The organism is Acidovorax sp. 210-6 (assembly GCF_010020825.1).
GTDB lineage: Bacteria > Pseudomonadota > Gammaproteobacteria > Burkholderiales > Burkholderiaceae_C > Simplicispira > Simplicispira sedimenti.
In genome coordinates, this window is record NZ_JAACJE010000001.1 from 3,403,780 (window position 1) to 3,423,831 (window position 20,052).

General features: G+C 67.2%; 11 protein-coding genes. 6 read left to right on the top strand and 5 right to left on the bottom strand.

Translation table 11 applies throughout. The annotated features are described in order from the left end of the window. Window positions 1-53: 53 nt before the first annotated feature. Together pbpC and GWK50_RS15850 are read right to left on the bottom strand one after the other, a co-directional pair. Window positions 54-2,315, bottom strand: a complete 2,262-nt coding sequence (gene pbpC, locus GWK50_RS15845; RefSeq protein ID WP_162018146.1) for a penicillin-binding protein 1C — start codon at window positions 2,313-2,315, stop codon at window positions 54-56. 52 nt (window positions 2,316-2,367) lie between these two features. Further along, window positions 2,368-8,358, bottom strand: coding sequence for an MG2 domain-containing protein (locus GWK50_RS15850; RefSeq protein WP_162017325.1), 5,991 nt, complete (start codon window positions 8,356-8,358; stop codon window positions 2,368-2,370). Between the two features lie 158 nt (window positions 8,359-8,516). Here GWK50_RS15850 and GWK50_RS15855 point away from each other — a divergent pair, with 158 nt between their 5' ends. Next, the gene (locus tag GWK50_RS15855) at window positions 8,517-9,056 is read left to right on the top strand and encodes a hypothetical protein (RefSeq protein WP_162017326.1); all 540 of its coding nucleotides are present in this window, start codon (window positions 8,517-8,519) and stop codon (window positions 9,054-9,056) included. A gap of 111 nt (window positions 9,057-9,167) precedes the next feature. Next, complete coding sequence (locus GWK50_RS15860) at window positions 9,168-13,001, top strand: EAL domain-containing protein (protein ID WP_162017327.1); 3,834 nt, start codon at window positions 9,168-9,170, stop codon at window positions 12,999-13,001. Between the two features lie 15 nt (window positions 13,002-13,016). On the opposite strand, the gene argH is transcribed toward GWK50_RS15860, so the two are convergent. Next, a complete protein-coding gene (gene argH / locus GWK50_RS15865) occupies window positions 13,017-14,477 on the bottom strand; it encodes an argininosuccinate lyase (RefSeq protein ID WP_162017328.1) in 1,461 nt (486 codons plus the stop codon). A 51-nt stretch (window positions 14,478-14,528) separates the two neighbouring features. Here argH and GWK50_RS15870 point away from each other — a divergent pair, with 51 nt between their 5' ends. Next, entirely contained in the window at window positions 14,529-15,659 is a 1,131-nt protein-coding gene (locus tag GWK50_RS15870; protein ID WP_162017329.1) for a histidine kinase, read from the top strand. Then, window positions 15,637-16,398 carry a LytTR family DNA-binding domain-containing protein gene (locus GWK50_RS15875; RefSeq protein ID WP_162017330.1) on the top strand — a complete coding sequence of 254 codons (762 nt, stop codon included), beginning with the start codon at window positions 15,637-15,639 and terminating at the stop codon, window positions 16,396-16,398. The genes GWK50_RS15870 and GWK50_RS15875 overlap by 23 nt, the downstream gene beginning before the upstream one ends. 7 nt (window positions 16,399-16,405) lie before the next feature. On the opposite strand, the gene GWK50_RS15880 is transcribed toward GWK50_RS15875, so the two are convergent. Continuing rightward, the gene (locus GWK50_RS15880; RefSeq protein WP_162018147.1) at window positions 16,406-17,080 is read right to left on the bottom strand and encodes an MOSC domain-containing protein; all 675 of its coding nucleotides are present in this window, start codon (window positions 17,078-17,080) and stop codon (window positions 16,406-16,408) included. Between the two features lie 19 nt (window positions 17,081-17,099). Next, entirely contained in the window at window positions 17,100-17,585 is a 486-nt protein-coding gene (locus GWK50_RS15885; RefSeq protein ID WP_162017331.1) for a CZB domain-containing protein, read from the bottom strand. Between the two features lie 272 nt (window positions 17,586-17,857). Here GWK50_RS15885 and gspF point away from each other — a divergent pair, with 272 nt between their 5' ends. Beyond that, on the top strand, window positions 17,858-19,078 hold the full coding sequence (gspF, locus tag GWK50_RS15890) for a type II secretion system inner membrane protein GspF (protein ID WP_162017332.1): 1,221 nt from the start codon (window positions 17,858-17,860) through the stop codon (window positions 19,076-19,078). Window positions 19,079-19,086: 8 nt separating this feature from the next. Beyond that, window positions 19,087-19,992, top strand: coding sequence for a 5'-nucleotidase (locus tag GWK50_RS15895; protein ID WP_162017333.1), 906 nt, complete (start codon window positions 19,087-19,089; stop codon window positions 19,990-19,992). Window positions 19,993-20,052 lie beyond the last annotated feature (60 nt).

A 20,052-nucleotide genomic window follows, 5' to 3' on the forward strand; every position in this document is an offset into this window, starting at 1 on the left:
TAGGGGCGAAGAAGCGAGACGCACGCCGCTGTCAGAGCGCCGACACCAGAGTGTCAGCGCCGGGCAACCCCTGCGCCCCGCACCTCGATGCGCAGCTCGTCGAGCACCCGCCCCCGCGCATCGGTCAGCTGCACCACATGCCGCCCTGGCCACGGCAGCCAGGCCACTTGCGCGCCCCGGCCCAGGGGCTTGCCATCCATGCGCCAGCGCAGGCCCGGCGCCGAGGCAGGCGAAGCCATGAAGTGCACGCGCTGGTGCTGCGGCGGAATGTCGGGATCCAGCGCCACGATGCTGCCCGGCGCGGGCGCCACGATGCGCACCGCACCCATCACCTCGGAATCCAAGCCAAATTGGCCTTTTGCGCCCGTCAAATAAGCGCCATCAGCTACATTATTAATAGCAAACAACGCTTGCTGCGTGCCCGCCACAAACCACTCGGTGCGCGCGGCCTCCAGCGGCACCTCCGCACCCGGCCCGGCGCCAAAGTGCACCGGCAGACGCACCAGCGCCGCAGGCGCCGCCGGGGCGCGGCTGGGACTGCGGGCATGCAGGTGCGCCATGAGTGCGGCCCAGATGGGCGCAGCCCCGCTGGTGCCGCTGACCTCGTGCATGGGCGCCCCGCTGGCGTTGCCCACCCACACGCCCACGGTATAGCGGCTGGACCAGCCGATGGCCCAGTTGTCGCGCATGTCCTTGCTGGTGCCGGTCTTCACGGCCGCCCAGCTGCGGGTGGCAAGCACGCTGTCGGTGCCGAAGGTGCGCGCACGGGCCAGCGGGTCGGCCAGGATGTCACCCACGATCCAGGCGGCGCCCTCATCCACCGCCCGGGTGAACGCAGGGCGCACGGGCCGCTCGGCGCGCAGCAGCGGAGCCACCGGGCTGTGGCGCCCGCCGTTGGCCAGCGCGCGGTAGGCATTGGTCAATGGCAGCAACGGCAGTTCAGCACTGCCCAACGCCAGGCTGTAGCCGTAGTAGCCCGCGCTCTCGCGCAGCGGCAGGCCCAGCGCCTGCAGTTGCCGGTAGAACGCGTCGGGCGACACCATGACCAGCGTGCGCACCGCAGGCACGTTGAGCGACGCGGCCAGCGCCGTGCGCACCGACACCCAGCCCTTGAACTGGCGGTCGTAGTTCTGCGGGATGTACAGCCCGCCCGGCGTGGCGATCTGCGCCGGTGAGTCTTCCACCAGCGAGGCCGCCGTGAGCCTGCGCTCGGCCAGCGCCTGCGCGTACAGAAACGGCTTGAGCGTGGAACCCGGCTGGCGCAGCGCCAGCACGCCATCAACCTCGGCAGCTCCGCTCAGGGCACCCGACGAGCCCACCCAGGCCAGCACCTCGCCGCTGGCGTTGTCCAGCACCAGCACGGCCCCGTCTTCCACCTGGCGGCCCTGCAGTTCACGCAGATGCTGTGTGAGCGACTGCACCGCAAAACGCTGCAGTGGCGCGCTGAGCGTGGTGCGCAGTTGCGCGCCTGGGGAGACCCCACCCTGCTGGGCCTGCGCCAGCGCACGGCGCGCCGCATGCGGAGCCACGCCTTCGCTGGCGGGCCAGGCGCGGCGCTGCAACGCAGCATGGGCCAACATCTCCAGCGCGGTGCAGTCTGCGGCCTGCGCCGCAACCGACGGTGCCCGGCCGGTACGGGCGGGGGCCACCTGCATCTCACGCCACACACCGCAGGCCCGTTGCGCCACCTGGGCGACACGCGCATTGGGGGCGCGCACCAGGGCCGCCGCCAGCGCCGCCTCCTGGGCATCGAGCCCATGCGCAGCCTTGCCAAACAGCGTGCGCGCCAGGGCATCAATGCCCACCACCTCGCCACGAAAGGGCACCAGGTTGAGATAGGCCTCCAGAATCTGGTCCTTGCGCCAGCGCCGATCCAGCACCTGCGCCGCCACCGTCTGCCCCAGCTTTTGCGCCACGCTGCGCCCACCGGGGCCCTGGCGCCAGTCGTCGTCGAGCAAGCCCGCCAACTGCATGGTCAGCGTGCTGGCACCCCGCGTGCGCGTGTTCCACAGATTGCCCCAGGCCGCCGCCGATGCGGCGCGCCAGTCCACTCCGCTGTGCTCGTAAAAGCGCCGATCCTCGCTGAGCAACATGGCCTGGCGCAGCGCTGCCGACACCTCCGGCAAGGCCACCCACTGACCCCGGCGTACCGACGCATCGGTGCGCAGCCGCTGCAACACCTCCCCCTCACGCGAGAGCACCAGCACCTCCGAGGGCTGGTGCGCGCGGCGGACTTCGTCGAAGGTGGGCAGGCCCCAGGCCACAGGCGCGCACACGGCCGCACACAGCACCAGACACCACTTTGCGAGCCCCATGCCTGCGCTGTACCTCATGCACTGAAGATCCGGCCCAGCCCCTGTGCGGCCATCATTGCGCTGGGACGACCTGCACCCGCCCATTCGGCACCTCGCCAAACATCTCCGGCGCGTACAAGGCCTCGGCGCGGCTGGGGGGCAGGGCAAAGTCGCCCACGTTGTTCAGGCGCACGGTGTACTCCATCTTGACGGTGCCCTTGGGCAGGTATTCGTAGTAGCTGCGGAAGGCCTCGAAGCTGCGCTCCTCGAAAGCAGGCCAGCCTGCGCCGCTGCGCCGCTCGCCCTGGGTGGCGATCTCGGAGTCGCGGCCCAGGCCGCTGCCCAGGATGGTGGCTCCTGCGGGCACGGGGTCGGTGATGGCGACCCAGGTCATGTCGGTCTGGCTGGTGACCTCCAAGGTCACGCGCAACACGTCGCCGCGCGTGTACTGGCCTGGCGGCAGCGCCTTGTTGGCCTGCTCGATGGGAGTCACCGTCTTGGCGATGCGGTAGCCCGCGCTGAACGGTGCCTTGAGCGCGATGGCCGCCACCGATTGCACGGTGAGCCAGGGCTTGCCCGGCCCCTGGTGTGCGACGGAAAGCTGCTCCTTGCCCGCACCCCAGGGCAGGAACATGCCGTTGCCGCGCAGCATGCCGGGGGCTGCCGGTGCACCAAACCAGGTGGTCTGGTGCGCGGCGCCGCTGGCGTCCTGCGCCTTGATGCGCTCGACCTTGCTCCAGTCCACGCTGGCGCTGTTGCCGCCCATGCTGGCGCGGGTGGTGCCAGACACCGGGGTGGCCTCGAATTTGGCGCTGAATTTCTCCAGCGCCAGCCCGCCCCACAGGTTGGCCGTGGTGGTGTGCCAGGCGCCGCCCTGCTGGCGGCTGATGAAGCCGTTGGCCAGGCGGCCCATGTCGTCCTTCCAGGCCGGATCGTCCATCACGGCGAGCAGCAGGCGCGCGGTGTTGACGTCGCCGTTCTGCATGAGCCACCACCAGTAGTCGTCTTGCTCGGTGCTGAAGAGCAGCTTGGTGCCCTGGTAGGACAGGCGGGCCTTGAGGATTTGCTGCGCCTCCTGCAGGCGCTGTTCGCGCTGGGGTACGTCCTGCACGCGGCGCAGGATGTTGAGCCAGTCGATCACGCTGTGCGTGGGCCACTGGTTGGGCGCCACGGTGATGCTGGCCACCATGCGGCCCTGCGCCTTGCCGTAGCGCGACAGCGCCTCGATGGCGGCGAGCTTGCGCATGTCCAGGTCCTTGCGCGGGCTCCAGAAGCTGCGCTCGATGCGTCCTTCGATGAAGGCAGTGAGCCCGCGCTCCATGGGTGCGCGCACGTCGTCGGGCAAGGCGAAGGCGGGGTTGAGCGCGGCGGCTTCGTGCGTGGCGGCGAGCACATAGGCCGTGAGCGTGTCGCTGCCCCGGTTCGCATCGCCGTCGCGCGGCGGGAAGTAGTGGGCCAGGCCATCGTCGTCCAGGTAGGTGGGCAGTTGCGCAACCACGGTCTGCCAGAGCTTGGCGTCACGCAGGCCCACGGCCTTGCTGGTCTTTTGCTCCAGGCAGGTAAAGGGGTAGCGCGCCCACCAGTCGCGCACGCCGGGCAGGCCTTCGGCCAGCTTGGGTTGCAGCGCGAGCTTGAGCCCGCCGCGCTTGGCACCGGTATCGGGCAGCGCGTCAGCGGGTGCCTGCACCGGCAGCGTGTAGCTGCCATCGACCTGCACCAGCGTGGCCTGCTGCACCGTCAGCGGCACGGCGGGAATGATGCGCTGGCTGACCTTGAGGGCGTCGCGTGCCCCGCCGCCCTGGGCCTTGGCTTGCACCTCCCACAGCAGGGCCTGGGCGCGGGTCTGGCCCAATTGCTCGGGGGCGGTCACCATCCAGGCCAGCTCGCGCGCCTCGCCCGCAGGGATGTCCACGGTCTGGGGCTTGAGCTCAAGCAGCGTGGCGCGCGGTGCCACTTCCACCTGCATGGCCGCCTTGGTGGTGTTGCGCAACGTGAACTGGGCGCGGAACTGGTCGCCCTCACGTACCAGCGGTGGCAGGCCGCTGATGATCTGCAGGTCCTGCGTGGCACGAATGGACGTGCTGCCCGTGCCAAAGAGCCCGGTGGCGGCGTCGGCCACGGCCACGATCTTGAACGTGGTGAGCGCGTCGTTCAGCGGCACCGTCACCTTGGCCTGGCCGTTGGCGTCGAGCTGGAGCGCGGGCTCCCACAGCAGCAAGGTGTCGAGCAGCTCGCGCGTGGGTGCACGCCCACCGCCGCCGCCCGCGGGCACGGCCTTGCGGCCGTAGTGGCGCCTGCCGATGATTTCCATCTGCGCAGTGGATGTCTGCACACCCCAACTGCGGCGCTGCAGCATGGCGTCGAGCAAGTTCCAGCTGGTGTTGGGCATGAGTTCGAGCAGCGCCTGATCCACTGCAGCCAGCGCCACTTCGGCGTGGGCTGCGGGCTTGCCGTTGGGCAAGGTGGCCGTGATGGTGACCTGGGCCTTGCCACGCACAGGGTAGCTCTCCTTGTCGGCGCTGAGCTTGACGTTGATCTGGTGGCCTTTGGTGCCCACCTTGAGTTCCGCCGCGCCCAGGCGGAAGGCGGGCTTGGACAGATCCACCAGCGCCGTGGGTGCCTGGTATTCCTTGCCCTCGTACCAGAAGGCCGTCCACCATTCACGCGGCGCCTTGAAGCCCCAGGTGAAGAAGCTGTACCAGGGCACGTCGCGCAGGCGGCCGCGCAGCGCCAGCACGCTGACGTACACATTGGGGCCCCATCCGTCCTCGATCTTGAGGTGCACTGTGGGGTCCTTGCCGGTCAGCTCGACGACCTGGGTGGCAATGATGCCTTCGCGCTCCACCGCCACCAGCGCCGTGGCATAGCGGAAGGGCATGCGCACCTGCAGGCGCGCGGTTTCGCCGGGCTGGTAGCTCTTCTTCTCGGGCAGCAGGTCGATGCGGTCATGGTTCTCGCCACCAAACCACAGCTCGCCCTGGCGCGTGATCCACACGGACGACGCCGCATCCACCGTGTTGCCGGCCTTGTCGCGTGCCGTGGCCACCAATTCCACCTCGCCGCTCTGGTCGATCTTGGCTTCGCACAGCAGCAGGCCGCGCGCGTCGCTCTGGCCGGTGCAGACGGTACCCAGGTCCTTGGTCTCGACACGATGGTCGTAGCTGTAAAAGCCCCCCACCATGCGCTTGCGGCTGCTGGTGGTGATGCGTGCAATGGCCTGCACCTGCAACGGCACATCGGCAGCCGGCTTGCCATCGGGGGTGAGCGCCAGGGCCTGGAAGCGCAGCTTCTGGTTGGCCGAGGCCCAGCCTTCGGTCTTGATGCCCGCCAGCACTCCCGCAGGCCAGAGCGTGTGGGTGCTGCGCAGGGTTTGCACCTCGCCGTTGGGGTCGGCATAGGTGGCTTCGATGAGCAGGTCTTGCGCCGCCGGGGCGCGCGGCACGTTTTCCAGCACGACGCGGCCTGCACCATTGCGGTCCAGCGTGAGCGCAAGCTTGTCGGCCACCACGCGCGCATCCTGGCTGGCGGCCTCTTCTTCCTCGCCGTCGCCAGCTGCGGCAGCCTGGCGGTTGCGGGGGGGGCGGAAGCTGAATTCCTCGTAGTCACCAAACTGCAGCCACTTGGGCCGCACCAACGCAGACACTCGCACCGGCAACTGGGCCGCCGCGCCACCCGCCACGTAGTTGACCTGCACGCTGGCAGGCACCGTGCGCACGTTGACCAGCGGGCCCTTGTCGGCCGGGCCCACACGCCCTTCCAGCACCGGCAGGCGGAATTCCTCGACACGGAAGCGCCCCGAGGTCAGGTACATGTCCATCTGCTCGCCGCGCAGTTCGACCTCGTACACACCGAGCTTGGCGGCTGGGGGCACGGCAAATTCGCTGTGTGCGCTCAGGCCACCGGTGGCGGTCTTGCGCCATTGCAAGGGCTGCGTGTACTGCTGCCCACTGCCCACATGGGTGATGACCAGCGTGTCCGGCCGGCGCTCGGGCAGGCCAAAGCCCTTGCGCGTTTCGGTGCGCAGCAGGTGCTTCATGGACACGGTTTCCCCGGCGCGCAGCAGCGTGCGGTCGAACACGGTGTGCGCACGCGCATCCGGCTGCGGGCCGCTGCTGGTGGGCAGGTTGAAGCGCCAGGGCTCGATGCCGCGCTGCCACTCGCTCCAGGCAAAGGCCATGTCTTCCACACCGTCGGTGCCGCGCAGGCGCGCACTGACAAAGTAGCCGGCGCCAGCGTCACCGCCGTTCTCGCAATAAGGCGCCTCGGGTGACAGGCCTTCGATCCGCGCCAGGCCCTGGGCATCGGTGGTGCCGGTGGCCAGTTCCTTGCCGCTGCAGTCGGACACACGCACCTGCGCGCCCGCCACGGGCAGCCCCCGGTCGAGCGAGGTCACCCACACCAACGCGTTCTCGCGCCCCAGCTTGAAGTGCACGCCCAGGTTGGTGACCAGGGCCATGCTGCGCACGTACATGGTGCGCTCTTTGCCATGGCGCTCGTCCAGCAGCGAGGCACCCAGCAGCGGCGAGGCGATCTCGACCACGTGGAAGCCCGGCGCCAGCGGGATGCCCACCACCTCGAAAGGCCGCTTATCGCCCTTGTCGGGGCGGGGCAGGTCCAGCGCGCGCACGCCCGGCTGGCCGCCCAGCAGCGAGAGCATGCGCGTTTGCACCACGCTTTTGTCCTCCTGCTCCAGCACCTTGGGCAGGGCGCCCTTCACCTCGCGCCGCGCCTGGCTGCGGTCGATGAAAAAGCGGTCGTAGCGCTGCACCTTGTGGAACCAGGCAATGATGTCCGCGTCCTGCGTGGGCCGCAGCGTGCTGACCTTGCCACGGGGCGGCTGAGCGTCCGTGCCCGCCTGCAGCCCCTGCACGCGCAGGTCGGGCTCCACGTTGCGCAGCGTGACGGGAAACAGCGCCGGGCCCTGCGGGCCTTCGGCAAAGCGCTCGACGATGCCAAAGGGCGACGCTGCAAACTTGGCCAGCGGCGGCAAACCACCCGTAGCCACCTTGAGCGGAAAGCTCTGCGCATTGGCCAAGGGCCGGCCCGAGGCGTCCTTCAGGTCCTTGGGCAACTCCAGCGCGTAGGTCGTGCTCTCGGTCAGGGGCGGGGCAAACTGCACGCTGCTCACCAGCTCGTCGGCCTGGTGTGCTTGCGCCTCGCCGCCGTCGTCTTCCTGCAGCCGGGGCTTGACCACCTCTTGGGCCGACTTGAGCCGCAGGCCCGCCGCCAGCTTGCGCGGTACCGGGGCACTGAACGTCACCGTGAGCGGGCGGATCGGCAGGCAGGCAGCCTGGGCGTTTTCGCGCTCGCAGGTGAATTCGGCGGTGAACGGCGCACGCACCTGGTAGGTGAAGCGCTTTTCCACCGCATTGGGCACGCCGCTGGGCGTGGCCACCCCCTTGCCCCACACCAACTGCACCTTGGTCGAAGGCGTAAAGCGCCGGGCGCAGGCCAGCGTCTGCACCGCCAGCGGCTCCTGCGCCGCACGTCGCTCCAGGCCCTGGGCCTTGAGCAGGGCCGCACGCTCCTTGCCATCCACCAGGCGCACCGGCACGCGCTCGCCCACGCCGTCGAGCTGGCACCAGGCATAGGCCTGCACGCTCTCCAGTGTGGCGGGGCCGTTGAGCTGCAGCACGAAATACTGCTCTTCGTCGATGGGCTCGTAGGTGCCGGGACGCAGGTTCTGCACGAAAGGCCCGCCGCTATTGAATTGATAGCTAGCAGCGCCCTTCAATGGGGCGCCAGAGGCCGATTTGAAGTCAGGCTTGATGTGTGCCGTGCAGCGCACCCCCGGTGGCAGGTCGCGCTCGAAGTCATACACCCATTCGCGCTCGCTGGTCCAGCGGCCCGTGCCCTTGCTGACCTGCGCGTCGCTGCAGCGCAGTTCCAGCGGCGCCGGGGCCTTGGGATCACCGAAGGTGATGGCGGCACTGTCGAACTTGGCCACCACCTGGCGCACCCGCGCCACCTCACCCTGCGGCGAAAACTGGGTGATCTGCAAAGCCTGGGCGCTGCCAGCGGCCAGCAGGCCGAGCAGCCAGAGACTTTTTGGGATGGATTTCACACTGCCCCCTCACGAATAGAACCTGCAAGCGTACCCAATGCACTGGGCAGGCATATGGCCGTTGCATGTGCTTACACATTGTTCGGGCCGCCTCCAGCGCCCCGGTCATGGGACCTGCCTAGAATCCGCCCCCACCATGACACAAGAGAGGGAAGCGGATGATCAAGAAGATAGCCATTGTCGTGGCGGTGGTGGCTGCCGGGTGGTACTCGCAAGTCGGCGGGCGACAAATCAACGAAAGCCAGGTGCAGGACTTTTACCGCCAGGAGTCCCAGGCGTTCTATGCCCGCGACCCCGAAGCCATGTGCAAGCTCATCAGCACCAAGTTCCATGGTACTGAGCGCATCAAGATGATGGGCGAGAGCCGGGAAGCGACGACCACCCGCGACCAAACCTGTGAAAGCTACCGCGCGGCCTTTGATTCTTTCGAAAAAATGGGCGGCAAGATGGGCGGCATTCTGTCGATGGAATACTCGCAAAACATCGACCACATCGAAATCGCTCCCCACCGCAAGAGCGCCCGTGTGACCGGCACCAAGACCCTGAAAATGGGCGGCGCGATCATGGAATTCAACATCCGCTTCACCGAGGACATCGAGCGCGAATGGGGCCAGGCCAAGATGGTGCGCTCCGATACCACCACCCGCGTGGTCATGATGGGCGACAGCGGCATGAAGCAGAGCGACTTCTTCCGCTAGGCTTTGCAGACACCGGCGGATCGGTGAAAACCCATACCGCCGCAACGGTTCGTTGGCTTGTCAGCCTGGCACGGCTGTGCCATCCTGCGGCAAGAAATTTTTGCCCCGCCCATGCCGCTTGACACTCCCTTTGCCCAAGAGCTCTGCGACCTGTTGCACGCAGAGTTGGGCTTGGTGTGCAGCTTCATGGATGCCGACGGGCGCATCGTGGCGTCCAGCGAGCGCCAGCGCCTGGGCAGCATCCACCCGATAGCGCAGCGCATTGCGCGCGGCGAGATGGACGAATACCGCGTGAGCGCAGAGGAAGCGCGGCAGTCCACCACCGTGCGCGAAGGCATCAACATGGGCATAGACCTGGCGGGCCGACGCCTGGCCTGTTTTGCCATTGCCGGGCCGCTGGACGTGGTGCGGCCACTGGCACGGATTGTGTGCTTTTGCGTGACCTCCTTGCTGCAGATCCGTCAGGAGGAGCCTCCTGCACTGGCGCCACAGCCACCAGGCACCAGCACCGACCTGATCGAGCTGCTCAGCCATGCCAGCCAGACCGTCGAATCCAGCCTGGCCCGGCTGCACGAAGCCGTCAACCACATCGACCAGGGCATCACCCTGTTCGACCCACAGCTGCGGCTCGTGGTGTGGAACCAGCGCTTCCTCGAGCTGATTGGCTGGCCCACGGATGCCGCCTGCCTGGGCCAGCCCATGACGGCCTTGCTGCGCAGCTACGCGCAGCACACCGGCCAGGCCACTGACGATGAGGCGCTGCAGGCCCTGGTGGCCCGCCGGGTGGAGCGGGTGCGCGAAGGCCAGACCAACCACTTTGAATACGCCAGCCCCACGGGGACCGTGCTGGCCGTTGTGGACCGGCCACTGGCCGATGGCAGCGTGGTGTCCACCTACACCGACATCACCGAGAAGCACCGCGCCGATGCCGCCCTGCGCGAAGCCTACGCCCATGCCGAACGCCTGGTGCAAGAGCGTACGCGCCAGATCTCCGACTTTGCCAACCTGTCTTCCGACTGGTTTTGGGAGCAGGACGCGGACTTTCGCTTTACCCGCTTTTTCGGCCACTCCACAGAAAAGCTGCGCCGCAACCCCAAGGACTTCGAAGGCAAGCGGCGCTGGGACATGCCCATCCAGGGCGTATCCCCCGAACAACTGGCAGAACACATTGCCTGCCATGAACGGCATGAGCCATTTCGCCGCTTCGAGTATGAAATCACGGCGGCCGACGGAAGCATCCAGTACTTCTCGGTCAGCGGCGCCCCCCGGTTCGATGACCAAGGCCGCTTTCTGGGCTACCACGGCATGGGCAGCAACCTGACCGAACTGCGCCGTGCCGAGTTGGCCATCCATGAACGCGAACGCCAACTCGCCCAGATCGTGGACGGCACACCACTGGCCACCTTCGTCATTGACGTACAGCACCGCGCCACCCACTGGAACCGTGCCTGCACGGCACTCACCGGCGTAGATGCCGCCACGGTCATCGGCCGTGGCGAGGTCTGGCGCGCGGTGTACCCCAGCCAGCGCCCGACCTTGGCCGACCTGTTGGTGGACCAGGCCAGCGACGAAACGCTGGCCGAGCATTACACCTATTTCAGACAATCGGTCTTGATGGCAGGCGCACTGGAAGCCGAGCTCCTGCTCCCCGGCGATGGACAGGGACGCGAAGATCGATGGCTGTACGTCACGGCCGCACCGCTGCGCAATGCGCGAGGCGAATTGACGGGCGCCATCGAAACCCTGCAGAACGTGACCGGGCGCAAGCGCGACCAACGGCTGCTGGAAGAACGCAGCAGCGCGCTGCAACAGGCCTACGAGCAAATGGAGCAGCGCGTACAGGAGCGCACCGAGGAGCTGTCACGGCAACTGAGCTTCATGCAGCAACTCATCGAGGCCATCCCCAGCCCGTTGTTCTACAAGGACGCCCAGGCACGCTATCTGGGCTGCAACAGTGCCTTTGAAGCCTTCATCGGCGCACCCGCGTCGAGCATCATTGGAAAGACGCCGCACGACATTGCGCCCCCCGCTCTGGCAGACCGCTATCTGGCCGCCGACCGGGAAATTCTGGACCAGCCAGGCAAACAAATCTACGAAAGCCAGGTACGCCACGCCGACGGACAGCTGCACGACGTGATGTTCCACAAGGCCACCTTCACCCACCCCGACGGCAGCGTGGGCGGACTGGTGGGCGTGATGCTGGACATCACCGAGCGCAAGCGCATGGAGAACGACCTGCGCCAGGCAGCCACGGTGTTCGACAACAGCGCCGAGGGTGTGATCATCGCCGAGAAGAACGGCACCATCATCGGCGTGAACCGGGCGTTCTGCACCATCACCGGCTATGCGCGCGACGAGGTGATCGGCCAGTCGCCGCGCATGCTCCAGTCCGGGCGGCACGACCGCCGGTTCTACAGCGGCATGTGGGAGACGATCGGCCAGCATGGCCGCTGGCAGGGCGAGGTTTGGAACCGGCGCAAGAACGGCAAGGTGTACCCACAGTGGCTGTCCATCACGGCCGTGCGCGACGCCCAAGGCCAGCCCACCCACTATGTGGCCACCTTCTCGGACATCACGCACCAGAAGCAGAACGAGGAACGCATCCAATTGCTGGCGTTCTCCGACCCGCTGACGGGCCTGCCCAACCGCAGGCTGCTGCTGGACCGCCTGGAGCACGCGCTGATCGTGAGTGCGCGCAATCAGCAGCGCGGAGCGCTGTTCTTCATCGATCTGGACGACTTCAAGGGCCTCAACGACACGCGTGGACACTACATCGGCGACCTGCTGCTGCAACACGTGGGCAAGCGCCTGGTGGCCTGCGTGAGCGAGGGCGACACCGTGGCCCGGCTCGGTGGGGACGAGTTCGTCATCATGCTCGAAGGCCTGGGGCAGGATGCGATGCAGGCACTCAAGCAGGCCGAGGCCGTGGGTGCCAAGATTCTGCTGGCCCTCAACGAACCCTACACGCTGCAGGGCACGGTGCACCACAACACGCCCAGCATTGGCGTAGCGCTGTTTGGTGAGCCCCAGGGCACTGTGGAAGATCTGCTCAAGCAGGCCGACCTGGCCATGTACCGGGCCAAGGCTTCGGGCCGCAACGCGCTGTGCTTTTTCGACCCACAGATGCAGTCGACGCTGGCCGAGCGCGTGGGGCTGGAGAAAGAGCTGCGCGCAGCACTGGAGGGCCAGGATTTCGTGCTGCATTACCAACCCCAGGTGAACGAGGCCGGCGCCATGATCGGCGTGGAGGCGCTGGTGCGCTGGCAGCACCCGCAGCGCGGCACCGTGTCACCCGCCGAGTTCATCCCACTGGCAGAGGACACGGGGCTGATCCTGCCTCTCGGGCGCTGGGTGCTGGAAACCGCCTGCCGCCAACTGGCCGTGTGGGCCCAGCGCACGGACCGTAAGCACCTGACCATGGCGGTCAATGTCAGCGCCCGGCAGTTCCACCATGCGGGGTTTGTGGAGCAGGTGCTCGGCGTGCTGGAGCAGACCGGCGCACCGGCCCAAAGGCTCAAGCTGGAACTGACCGAAAGCCTCCTGATCACCAACGTGGAGGAAGTGGTCACCAAGATGGATGCGCTCAAGGCACGGGGCGTGTGCTTTTCGCTCGACGATTTCGGGACCGGCTATTCCTCGCTGGCCTACCTCAAGCGCCTGCCGCTGGACCAGCTCAAGATCGACCAGGGCTTTGTCCGCCATGTGCTGACCGAAGCCAACGACGCCGCCATCGCCCGCATGGTCATTGCGCTGTCCGAAAGCCTGGGGCTGGAAGTCATTGCCGAAGGCGTGGAGCATGTGGAGCAGCGCGATTTCCTGGCGCGCCACGGCTGCCATGCCTACCAGGGTTATTTCTTCAGCCGCCCCCTGCCGATCAATGCCCTGGAAGCCTACGCCGATGCCCGGCAGGCAGCCACCTACTTGTTGGCTGGCGAAGGCATTTGAGTTCCGATCGACGCGTCAGACGGCCAGCCGCGCCTGGTGGCGCGCAATCTGCGCGCGCACCTGCGCGGGTGCCGTGCCGCCCAGGGTGTTGCGTGCGCCCAGCGAACCACGCAGGCTCAGGCACTCGTACACGTCCTTCTCGATGCTGGCGTGGAAGCCCTGCAACACGGCCAGCGGCAGCTCGGACAGGTCACAGGCGTGCGACTGGGCTGCCCTCACGGCGTGGGCCACGGTCTCGTGCGCGTCGCGGAAGGGCAGGCCCTTCTTCACCAGGTAGTCGGCCAGGTCGGTGGCGGTGGCGTAGCCCTTCTTGGCGGCGTCTTCCATGGCCTGCGGGTTGACGGTGATGCCGCCCTCCTTGGCGCCCGTGGCTGGGTTCACCTGGCCGCCCACCATCTCGGCGAAGATGCGCAGCGTGTCCTTGAGCGTGTCCACCGTGTCGAACAGCGGCTCCTTGTCTTCCTGGTTGTCCTTGTTGTAGGCCAGGGGCTGGCCCTTCATCAGCGTGATCAGGCCCATCAGGTGGCCCACCACGCGGCCGGTCTTGCCACGCGCCAGTTCGGGCACATCGGGGTTCTTCTTCTGCGGCATGATCGAGCTGCCCGTGGTGAAGCGGTCAGCGATCTTGATGAAACCGAAGTTCTGGCTCATCCAGATGATGAGTTCTTCAGACAGGCGGCTCACGTGCACCATGCACAGGCTGGCGGCCGCCGTGAATTCGATGGCGAAGTCACGGTCGCTCACGGCGTCCAGGCTGTTCTGGCACACGCCGTCCATGCCCAGGGTTTTCGCCACGCGCTCGCGGTCCAGCGGGTAGGTGGTGCCGGCGAGAGCCGCTGACCCCAGCGGCAGCACGTTGGTACGGCGGCGCACGTCCTGCATGCGATCGGCGTCGCGTGCGAACATTTCCACGTAGGCCAGCAGGTGGTGGGCAAAGCTCACGGGCTGGGCCACCTGCAGATGGGTGAAGCCGGGCAGGATGACGTCCACGTTCTTTTCTGCGACCTCCACCAGGGCCTTCTGCAGGTCGCTGAGCAGGCCGCCGATCAGGTCGATCTCGCCGCGCAGCCACAGGCGCACGTCGGTGGCCACCTGGTCGTTGCGGCTGCGGCCGGTGTGCAGGCGCTTGCCAGCGTCACCCACGAGCTGCGTCAGGCGCGCCTCGATGTTCAGGTGCACGTCTTCGAGATCGAGCTTCCACTCGAACTGGCCGGACGCGATCTCCTGGCTGATCTGCGCCATGCCGCGCTGGATGGCGGCGTGGTCGTCCTGGCCGATGATGCCCTGCGCGGCCAGCATCTCGGCATGCGCCAGGCTGCCCGCGATGTCGGCCTGCCACAGGCGCTTGTCGAAGTACACGCTGGAGGTGTAGCGCTTGACGAGGTCGCTCATGGGCTCGGAAAACAGCGCCGACCATGCCTGCGCCTTGGTGTCGAGCTGGTTGTGGGAAGGCTGGGTGGGTTGGCTGGTGGGCATGGGAGGGCAATAATCCGGTGGAACAGACACCCGGAACACCCGGATGCCGCAATGCAAGAGACGCAAATTTTATCGACCCTTCCAGACACACCTGCCACAGCGCGCCAAGCCCTGACGGCCGGACGCGCACTGGTGTTCGATGCCTGCCACGCCGGAGTAGTGCTGCGCGCGGTGCTGTTTGTCGAGGCGGTGATCGCCGTGGGCGCACTTTTCGGCGCGGACTCTCCGCCCGACTGGCTGGCCCGACTGGCCCTGCTCACGGGCGTGGCACTGCCCGCCACGCTGGCGTGGCTGGTCGCTGCCTGCAGCCTCAAGCAGTGGCTCGAACGTCTGAGCACGCATGGCCAGTACACCGCAGGTGTGGTGCTGGGCGCGCTGGCGGGACTGGGCGCCTGTGGCATCACGCAGGTGGTTGCCACCACCGAGCACGCACCCTGGATCGCCAGTGCTGCCAGTGGCGCATTGCTGTCCGCGCTGCTGGTGGCGGCGCTGGTGCTGCGCGCGCGCGGGCGCACCCCTGCAGCCACCACGGCACGCCTGACCGAGCTGCAGTCGCGCATTCGCCCACACTTTCTTTTCAACTCGCTCAACAGTGCCATTGCGCTGGTGCGTGACGAGCCCGCCAAAGCCGAGTCGCTGCTGGAAGATCTGAGCGATCTGTTCCGCTCGGCCCTGGTCGAACAAGGCGAAGCCGTGACCTTGGCCGACGAGATCCGGCTCGCGCGCCGCTACCTGGCCATCGAGCAGGTGCGCTTTGGCGAGCGACTGCGCGTGCAATGGCAGCTCGACCCCCGTGCCGATGCAGCCCTGCTCCCCCCGCTGTTGTTGCAGCCGCTGGTGGAAAACGCCGTCAAGCACGGGGTAGAACCCAGCACCCTGGGCGGCAAGCTGCGCGTGCTGACCGAACTGCGTGGCAGCCGGGTGGTGGTACGCATCACCAACACCCTACCCGACGAGCGCTCCAGCAAGGGCGATGTGTCCCGCGGCAACGGCATTGCATTGGCCAACGTGCGCGCCCGCCTGTCGCTGCTGCACGACGTACAGGCCGACTTCAGCGCAGGCGTGCAGGACGGCCTGTACCAGGTGCGCCTGAGCCTGCCCGCTCCGCCCAATGTGCAGCAAGCTGCCACACCCTCACGCCCTTCTCGCAAGAAACGCCATGAACATTCTGGTCGTCGATGATGAAACGCTGGCACGCAACCGCCTGCGCACCCTGCTGGCCGATTGCGCAGCCCAGCCACCCCACATGGTGCGAGAAGCAGCGAGCGCCACAGAGGCCCTCGGGCTGCTGTCCCCCAGCGGCGGACAGGCCTTCGATTTGCTGCTGCTGGACATCCACATGCCCGGGCAGGACGGCCTGTGCCTGGCGCAGAACCTGCGCGCGCTGAGCCACCCTCCGGCCGTGGTGTTTGTGACGGCCCATGCCGACCATGCGGTCAGCGCGTTCGAGCTGGATGCCATCGACTACCTCACCAAACCTGTGCGCCTGGAGCGACTGCAGCAGGCCCTGGCCAAGGTGCAGCGTACGCAGCGCCCTGCCCTGGTCGCGGCACCGCAACCCGCACTCAGTGAGGATGCATCGGGCGAAGTGCTGCTGATCCAGGACCGCGGACGCACCGAGCGCGTTCCACTGACCGAAGTGATGTACTTCAAGGCAGAGCAAAAGTACGTCACCGTGCGCACCACGGCGCGCAGCTATGTGCTGGACGGCTCTCTCAGCGAGCTGGAAGCGCGCTTTCCTGGCCGCTTTCTGCGCATCCACCGCAACGCACTGGTAGCGCGGCGTGCACTGCGTGCCCTGGAGCGTCACCATGATCCCGAGGAGGGCGAAGGCTGGGCCGTGCGCCTGCATGGCCTGGCCGAGCTGCTGACCGTTTCGCGCCGCCAGGTGGCGGTGGTGCGCGAAGTGCTCTCGCAATAAGCCACGTTCAGGTCGGCAGCGGGCCGTCCAGTCGGGGGGCCATGTCTTCCACCACGCCACTGTCGATGCGCCGCTGGACAAGGCGCAGCCAGGATGCAGGCAAAGGCAGCGCCAGCATCGGGCGCAGGCGCTCGGGGTCCTGTTCGGGCGCGTACAAGGCATCCAGAAGGTGCGCCATGGACCATTGCGGATGCGGCCGCTCTTGCAGCGCCATGGGGGCGCCGGCCCACAGATCGCCCTCCTGCAACACGCGGTAGTACCAGCCCGTGCGGCGGCTGGCCTGCACCTGGCGCGCCATGTCGGCACGGGCAAAACGCTCGTTGAGCTTCCAGCAGGGCTGGCGGGCCTGGCTCACTTCGAGCAGCGCCTCGCCCACGCGCCAGTGGTCGCCCAAGCAGACATCTGCCTCGGTCAAGCCCCGGGTATGCAGGTTTTCGCCAAAGGCTCCCGGCACATGCAGCAAAGGGTGTGCGCCCAGCACAGCCTGCCAATGGGCACTGTGTTCTTGCGGGTAGTGGTGTATGGCCTTGTCGGGCCCGCCATGCACGCGCAGGTCGCCTTGCGCATCCCCCACCAAGCCCAACACGGTGGCACGCACCCTGCCAACCACCGGGCGCTTGTCAATGCCGCTGCGGCTGCCCCGTGCATAGGCTTGCACCGCCCCCACGCACACAGCCAACAGTTCGCAGGCGGAACCTTGGCTACTGGCCCAGGCCACGGCGCAGTTCCTTGAGCAGCAGCGTGACCTGGTTGGAGGCGTGCCGGTAGCCGCCCTGGAAGAGTTGCAGTGCCTTTTCCCGCTCGCCCGCCTGGCTCAGCGACACCACCGCCGCCGCTTGCGCGTGGAAGTAGCGGTGCCGGGACACCAGCATCTCGAACGCCGGATACTGGCCCAGCATGTCCTTGCCCGTGCCTTGGAGCCACTGCCCCAGCGGGCAGCAATCGGCATCGCCCACCTGCGCGGGGTCCAAGACTTCGGTGGACGTGCCTTCCACCACCTGGCGCAAGCGCTCCTTCCAGGCGTCATGGCTGACGATGGCGGCATCGATATCGAACTCCGTCATCAGCGTCGCGGCGTACTCCGGATCCAGCACCAGCTCGCTGGCGTTGTCCTCGTAGGCCCAGGTGGTTTCGGGGCTGGACGAGTCCTGCTCCTTGAACTTGAAAAAGCGGCTGAAAAATCCCATGCGAACCTCTGGTGCTGGTGGCTTCCTGGGCCGCGCTGGCCCACGCAAAACATTGTTTTTTGGCGATCGAGAAGCATTTTGTGACACCGAAGACGCTTTGACCAGGGGTTTTCCCGCCTTTCGAGGAAAGCAACGCCCCCATGTCGGGCTTGTGGGCATGCATGCGACACGTCAGCGCGCTGCCCTTGTGCGTGAAGCCCTGGGCATGCACAGGCACAATCAGCGGCTACCATCGCCGTTTCCACCGCCCTCCCCTGCGACGAACCTAGCCCATGCCTGCTTTTTCCTTTGAAGCCCTGGACGATCAGGGCCTAACCCGCAAGGGCGTGCTCGAAGCGGACACCGCAAAAGCCGCGCGCAGCCAGTTGCGCGCGCAGGCGTTGGTGCCACTGACCGTGCAGGCGGTGGGAGAAGGCAGCGCCAGCGGCCCCGCGTCCAGCGCCTGGTTCACACGCCCGGTCTTCAACGCCACGGCGCTGGCCATCTGGACACGCCAGCTCGCAGGGCTGGTGTCCTCGGGCCTGCCGCTGGAGCGCGCATTGACGGCCCTGGCCGACGAAGCCGAGCATGAGGGCCAGCGCAATCTGGTGGCCGGGCTGCGCGCCGAGGTGAATGCAGGCTCCACCTTCGCGCGCGCGCTGCAGCAGCACCCGCGCGAGTTTTCCGACATTTACTGCGCCGTGATCAGCGCGGGGGAGCACAGTGGCCACCTGGCCCAGGTGCTGGAGCGCCTGGCCGATGACCTGGAGGAGCGCCAGGCGCTCAAGGCCAAGCTGCTGGGCGCAGCGCTGTACCCTGCCATCGTTACCGTGGTGGCTATCTTGATCGTGCTGTTTCTGGTCACCTACGTGGTACCGCAGGTGGCGGGGGTGTTTGCAGGCACCAAGCGCCAGCTCCCGATGCTGACCGTGGCCATGCTGGCCATCAGCGCGTTTGTGCGCAGCCATGGTCTGTGGATGGGCGGGCTGCTGGCACTGGGCCTGCTGGGCGGGCGCTGGGCGCTGCGCATGGACAGCGTGCGCACCCGCTTCGACGCTGCCGTACTGCGTCTGCCGCTGCTGGGCCGCCTGGCCCGAGGCTACAACGCGGCGCGCTTTGCCGGTACGCTGGCCATGCTGGCTGGCGCAGGGGTACCCATCCTCAAGGCACTGCAGGCCGCTGCCGAAACGCTGAACAACCGCGCCCTGCGGGCCGACGCGCTCGACGCCCTCGTCATGGTGCGCGAAGGCGCTCCCCTGGCCTCCGCCCTGGCGCAGAAAAAACGTTTTCCCAGCCTGTTGCCCATGTTTGCGCGCCTCGGCGAGCAGACAGGTCAGTTGCCCGTGATGCTGCAACGTGCGGCCCAGCAGTTCTCGACCGAGGTCCAGCGCCGCTCCATGCAGCTGGCCACCTTGCTGGAACCCCTGCTGATCGTGACCATGGGCCTGGTGGTGCTGCTGATCGTGCTGGCAGTGCTGCAACCCATCATCGAACTCAACCAATTCATGAAGTAGGCCCCACGATGGCGCAGACCTTGGACGACAAGCTGGTGGTGGCGATTTCCTCGCGCGCCTTGTTTGATTTCGAGGAAGAAAACCGCCTGTTCGATCAGGGCGATGCACGGGCCTACATGCAGCTGCAACTGGAGCGGCTGGACGCCCCCGCTGCGCCAGGCGTGGCTTTTTCGCTGGTACGCAAGCTGCTCGCCTTCAACACACCAGACCAGCAGCGGGTGGAGGTGGTGGTGCTGTCGCGCAACGACCCCACCAGCGGCATGCGCGTGTTCCGCTCGGCGCGCGCCCATGGCCTGGCCAGCGTGCAGCGCGGCGTGTTCACCCAGGGGACGGCTCCCTTTCGCTACCTGCGCCCGCTGGGCGCACATCTGTTCCTGTCAGCCAACGGGGCCGATGTGGCCCAGGCCTTGGCCATGGGCTACCCAGCCGCCCAGGTGGCCACCCAGTCAGCCCAGGCCAGCGCCGCGCACCCGCACGAGGTGCGCATTGCCTTTGACGGCGACGCGGTGCTGTTTTCCGACGAGGCCGAGCGGGTGTTCCAGTCCGCCGGGCTGGATGCCTTTCAGGCGCACGAGCAGGAAAAAGCCCATCTGCCGCTGCCGCCGGGGCCGTTCAAGCCATTTTTGTCGGCCCTGCACCGCCTGCAACGCAGCAGCCCGGGCGAGATGCGCATCCGCACCGCGCTGGTCACGGCACGCAGCGCCCCGGCGCACGAGCGCGCCATCCAGACGCTGATGAGCTGGAACATTGCGGTGGATGAAGCCATGTTCCTGGGCGGGCTGCCCAAGGGCGAGTTTTTGCGCGAGTTCGAGCCCGATTTCTTCTTTGACGACCAGACCGGCCATGTGCGCTCGGCCGCGCAGCATGTACCTGCAGGACATGTGAGCAGCGGCATCACCAATCCAACGGTCTGATTATTAGGTCAAAAATGCCTATATCGCCCGCTGAATAAGCGCGGAAAGCTACATTTTTTA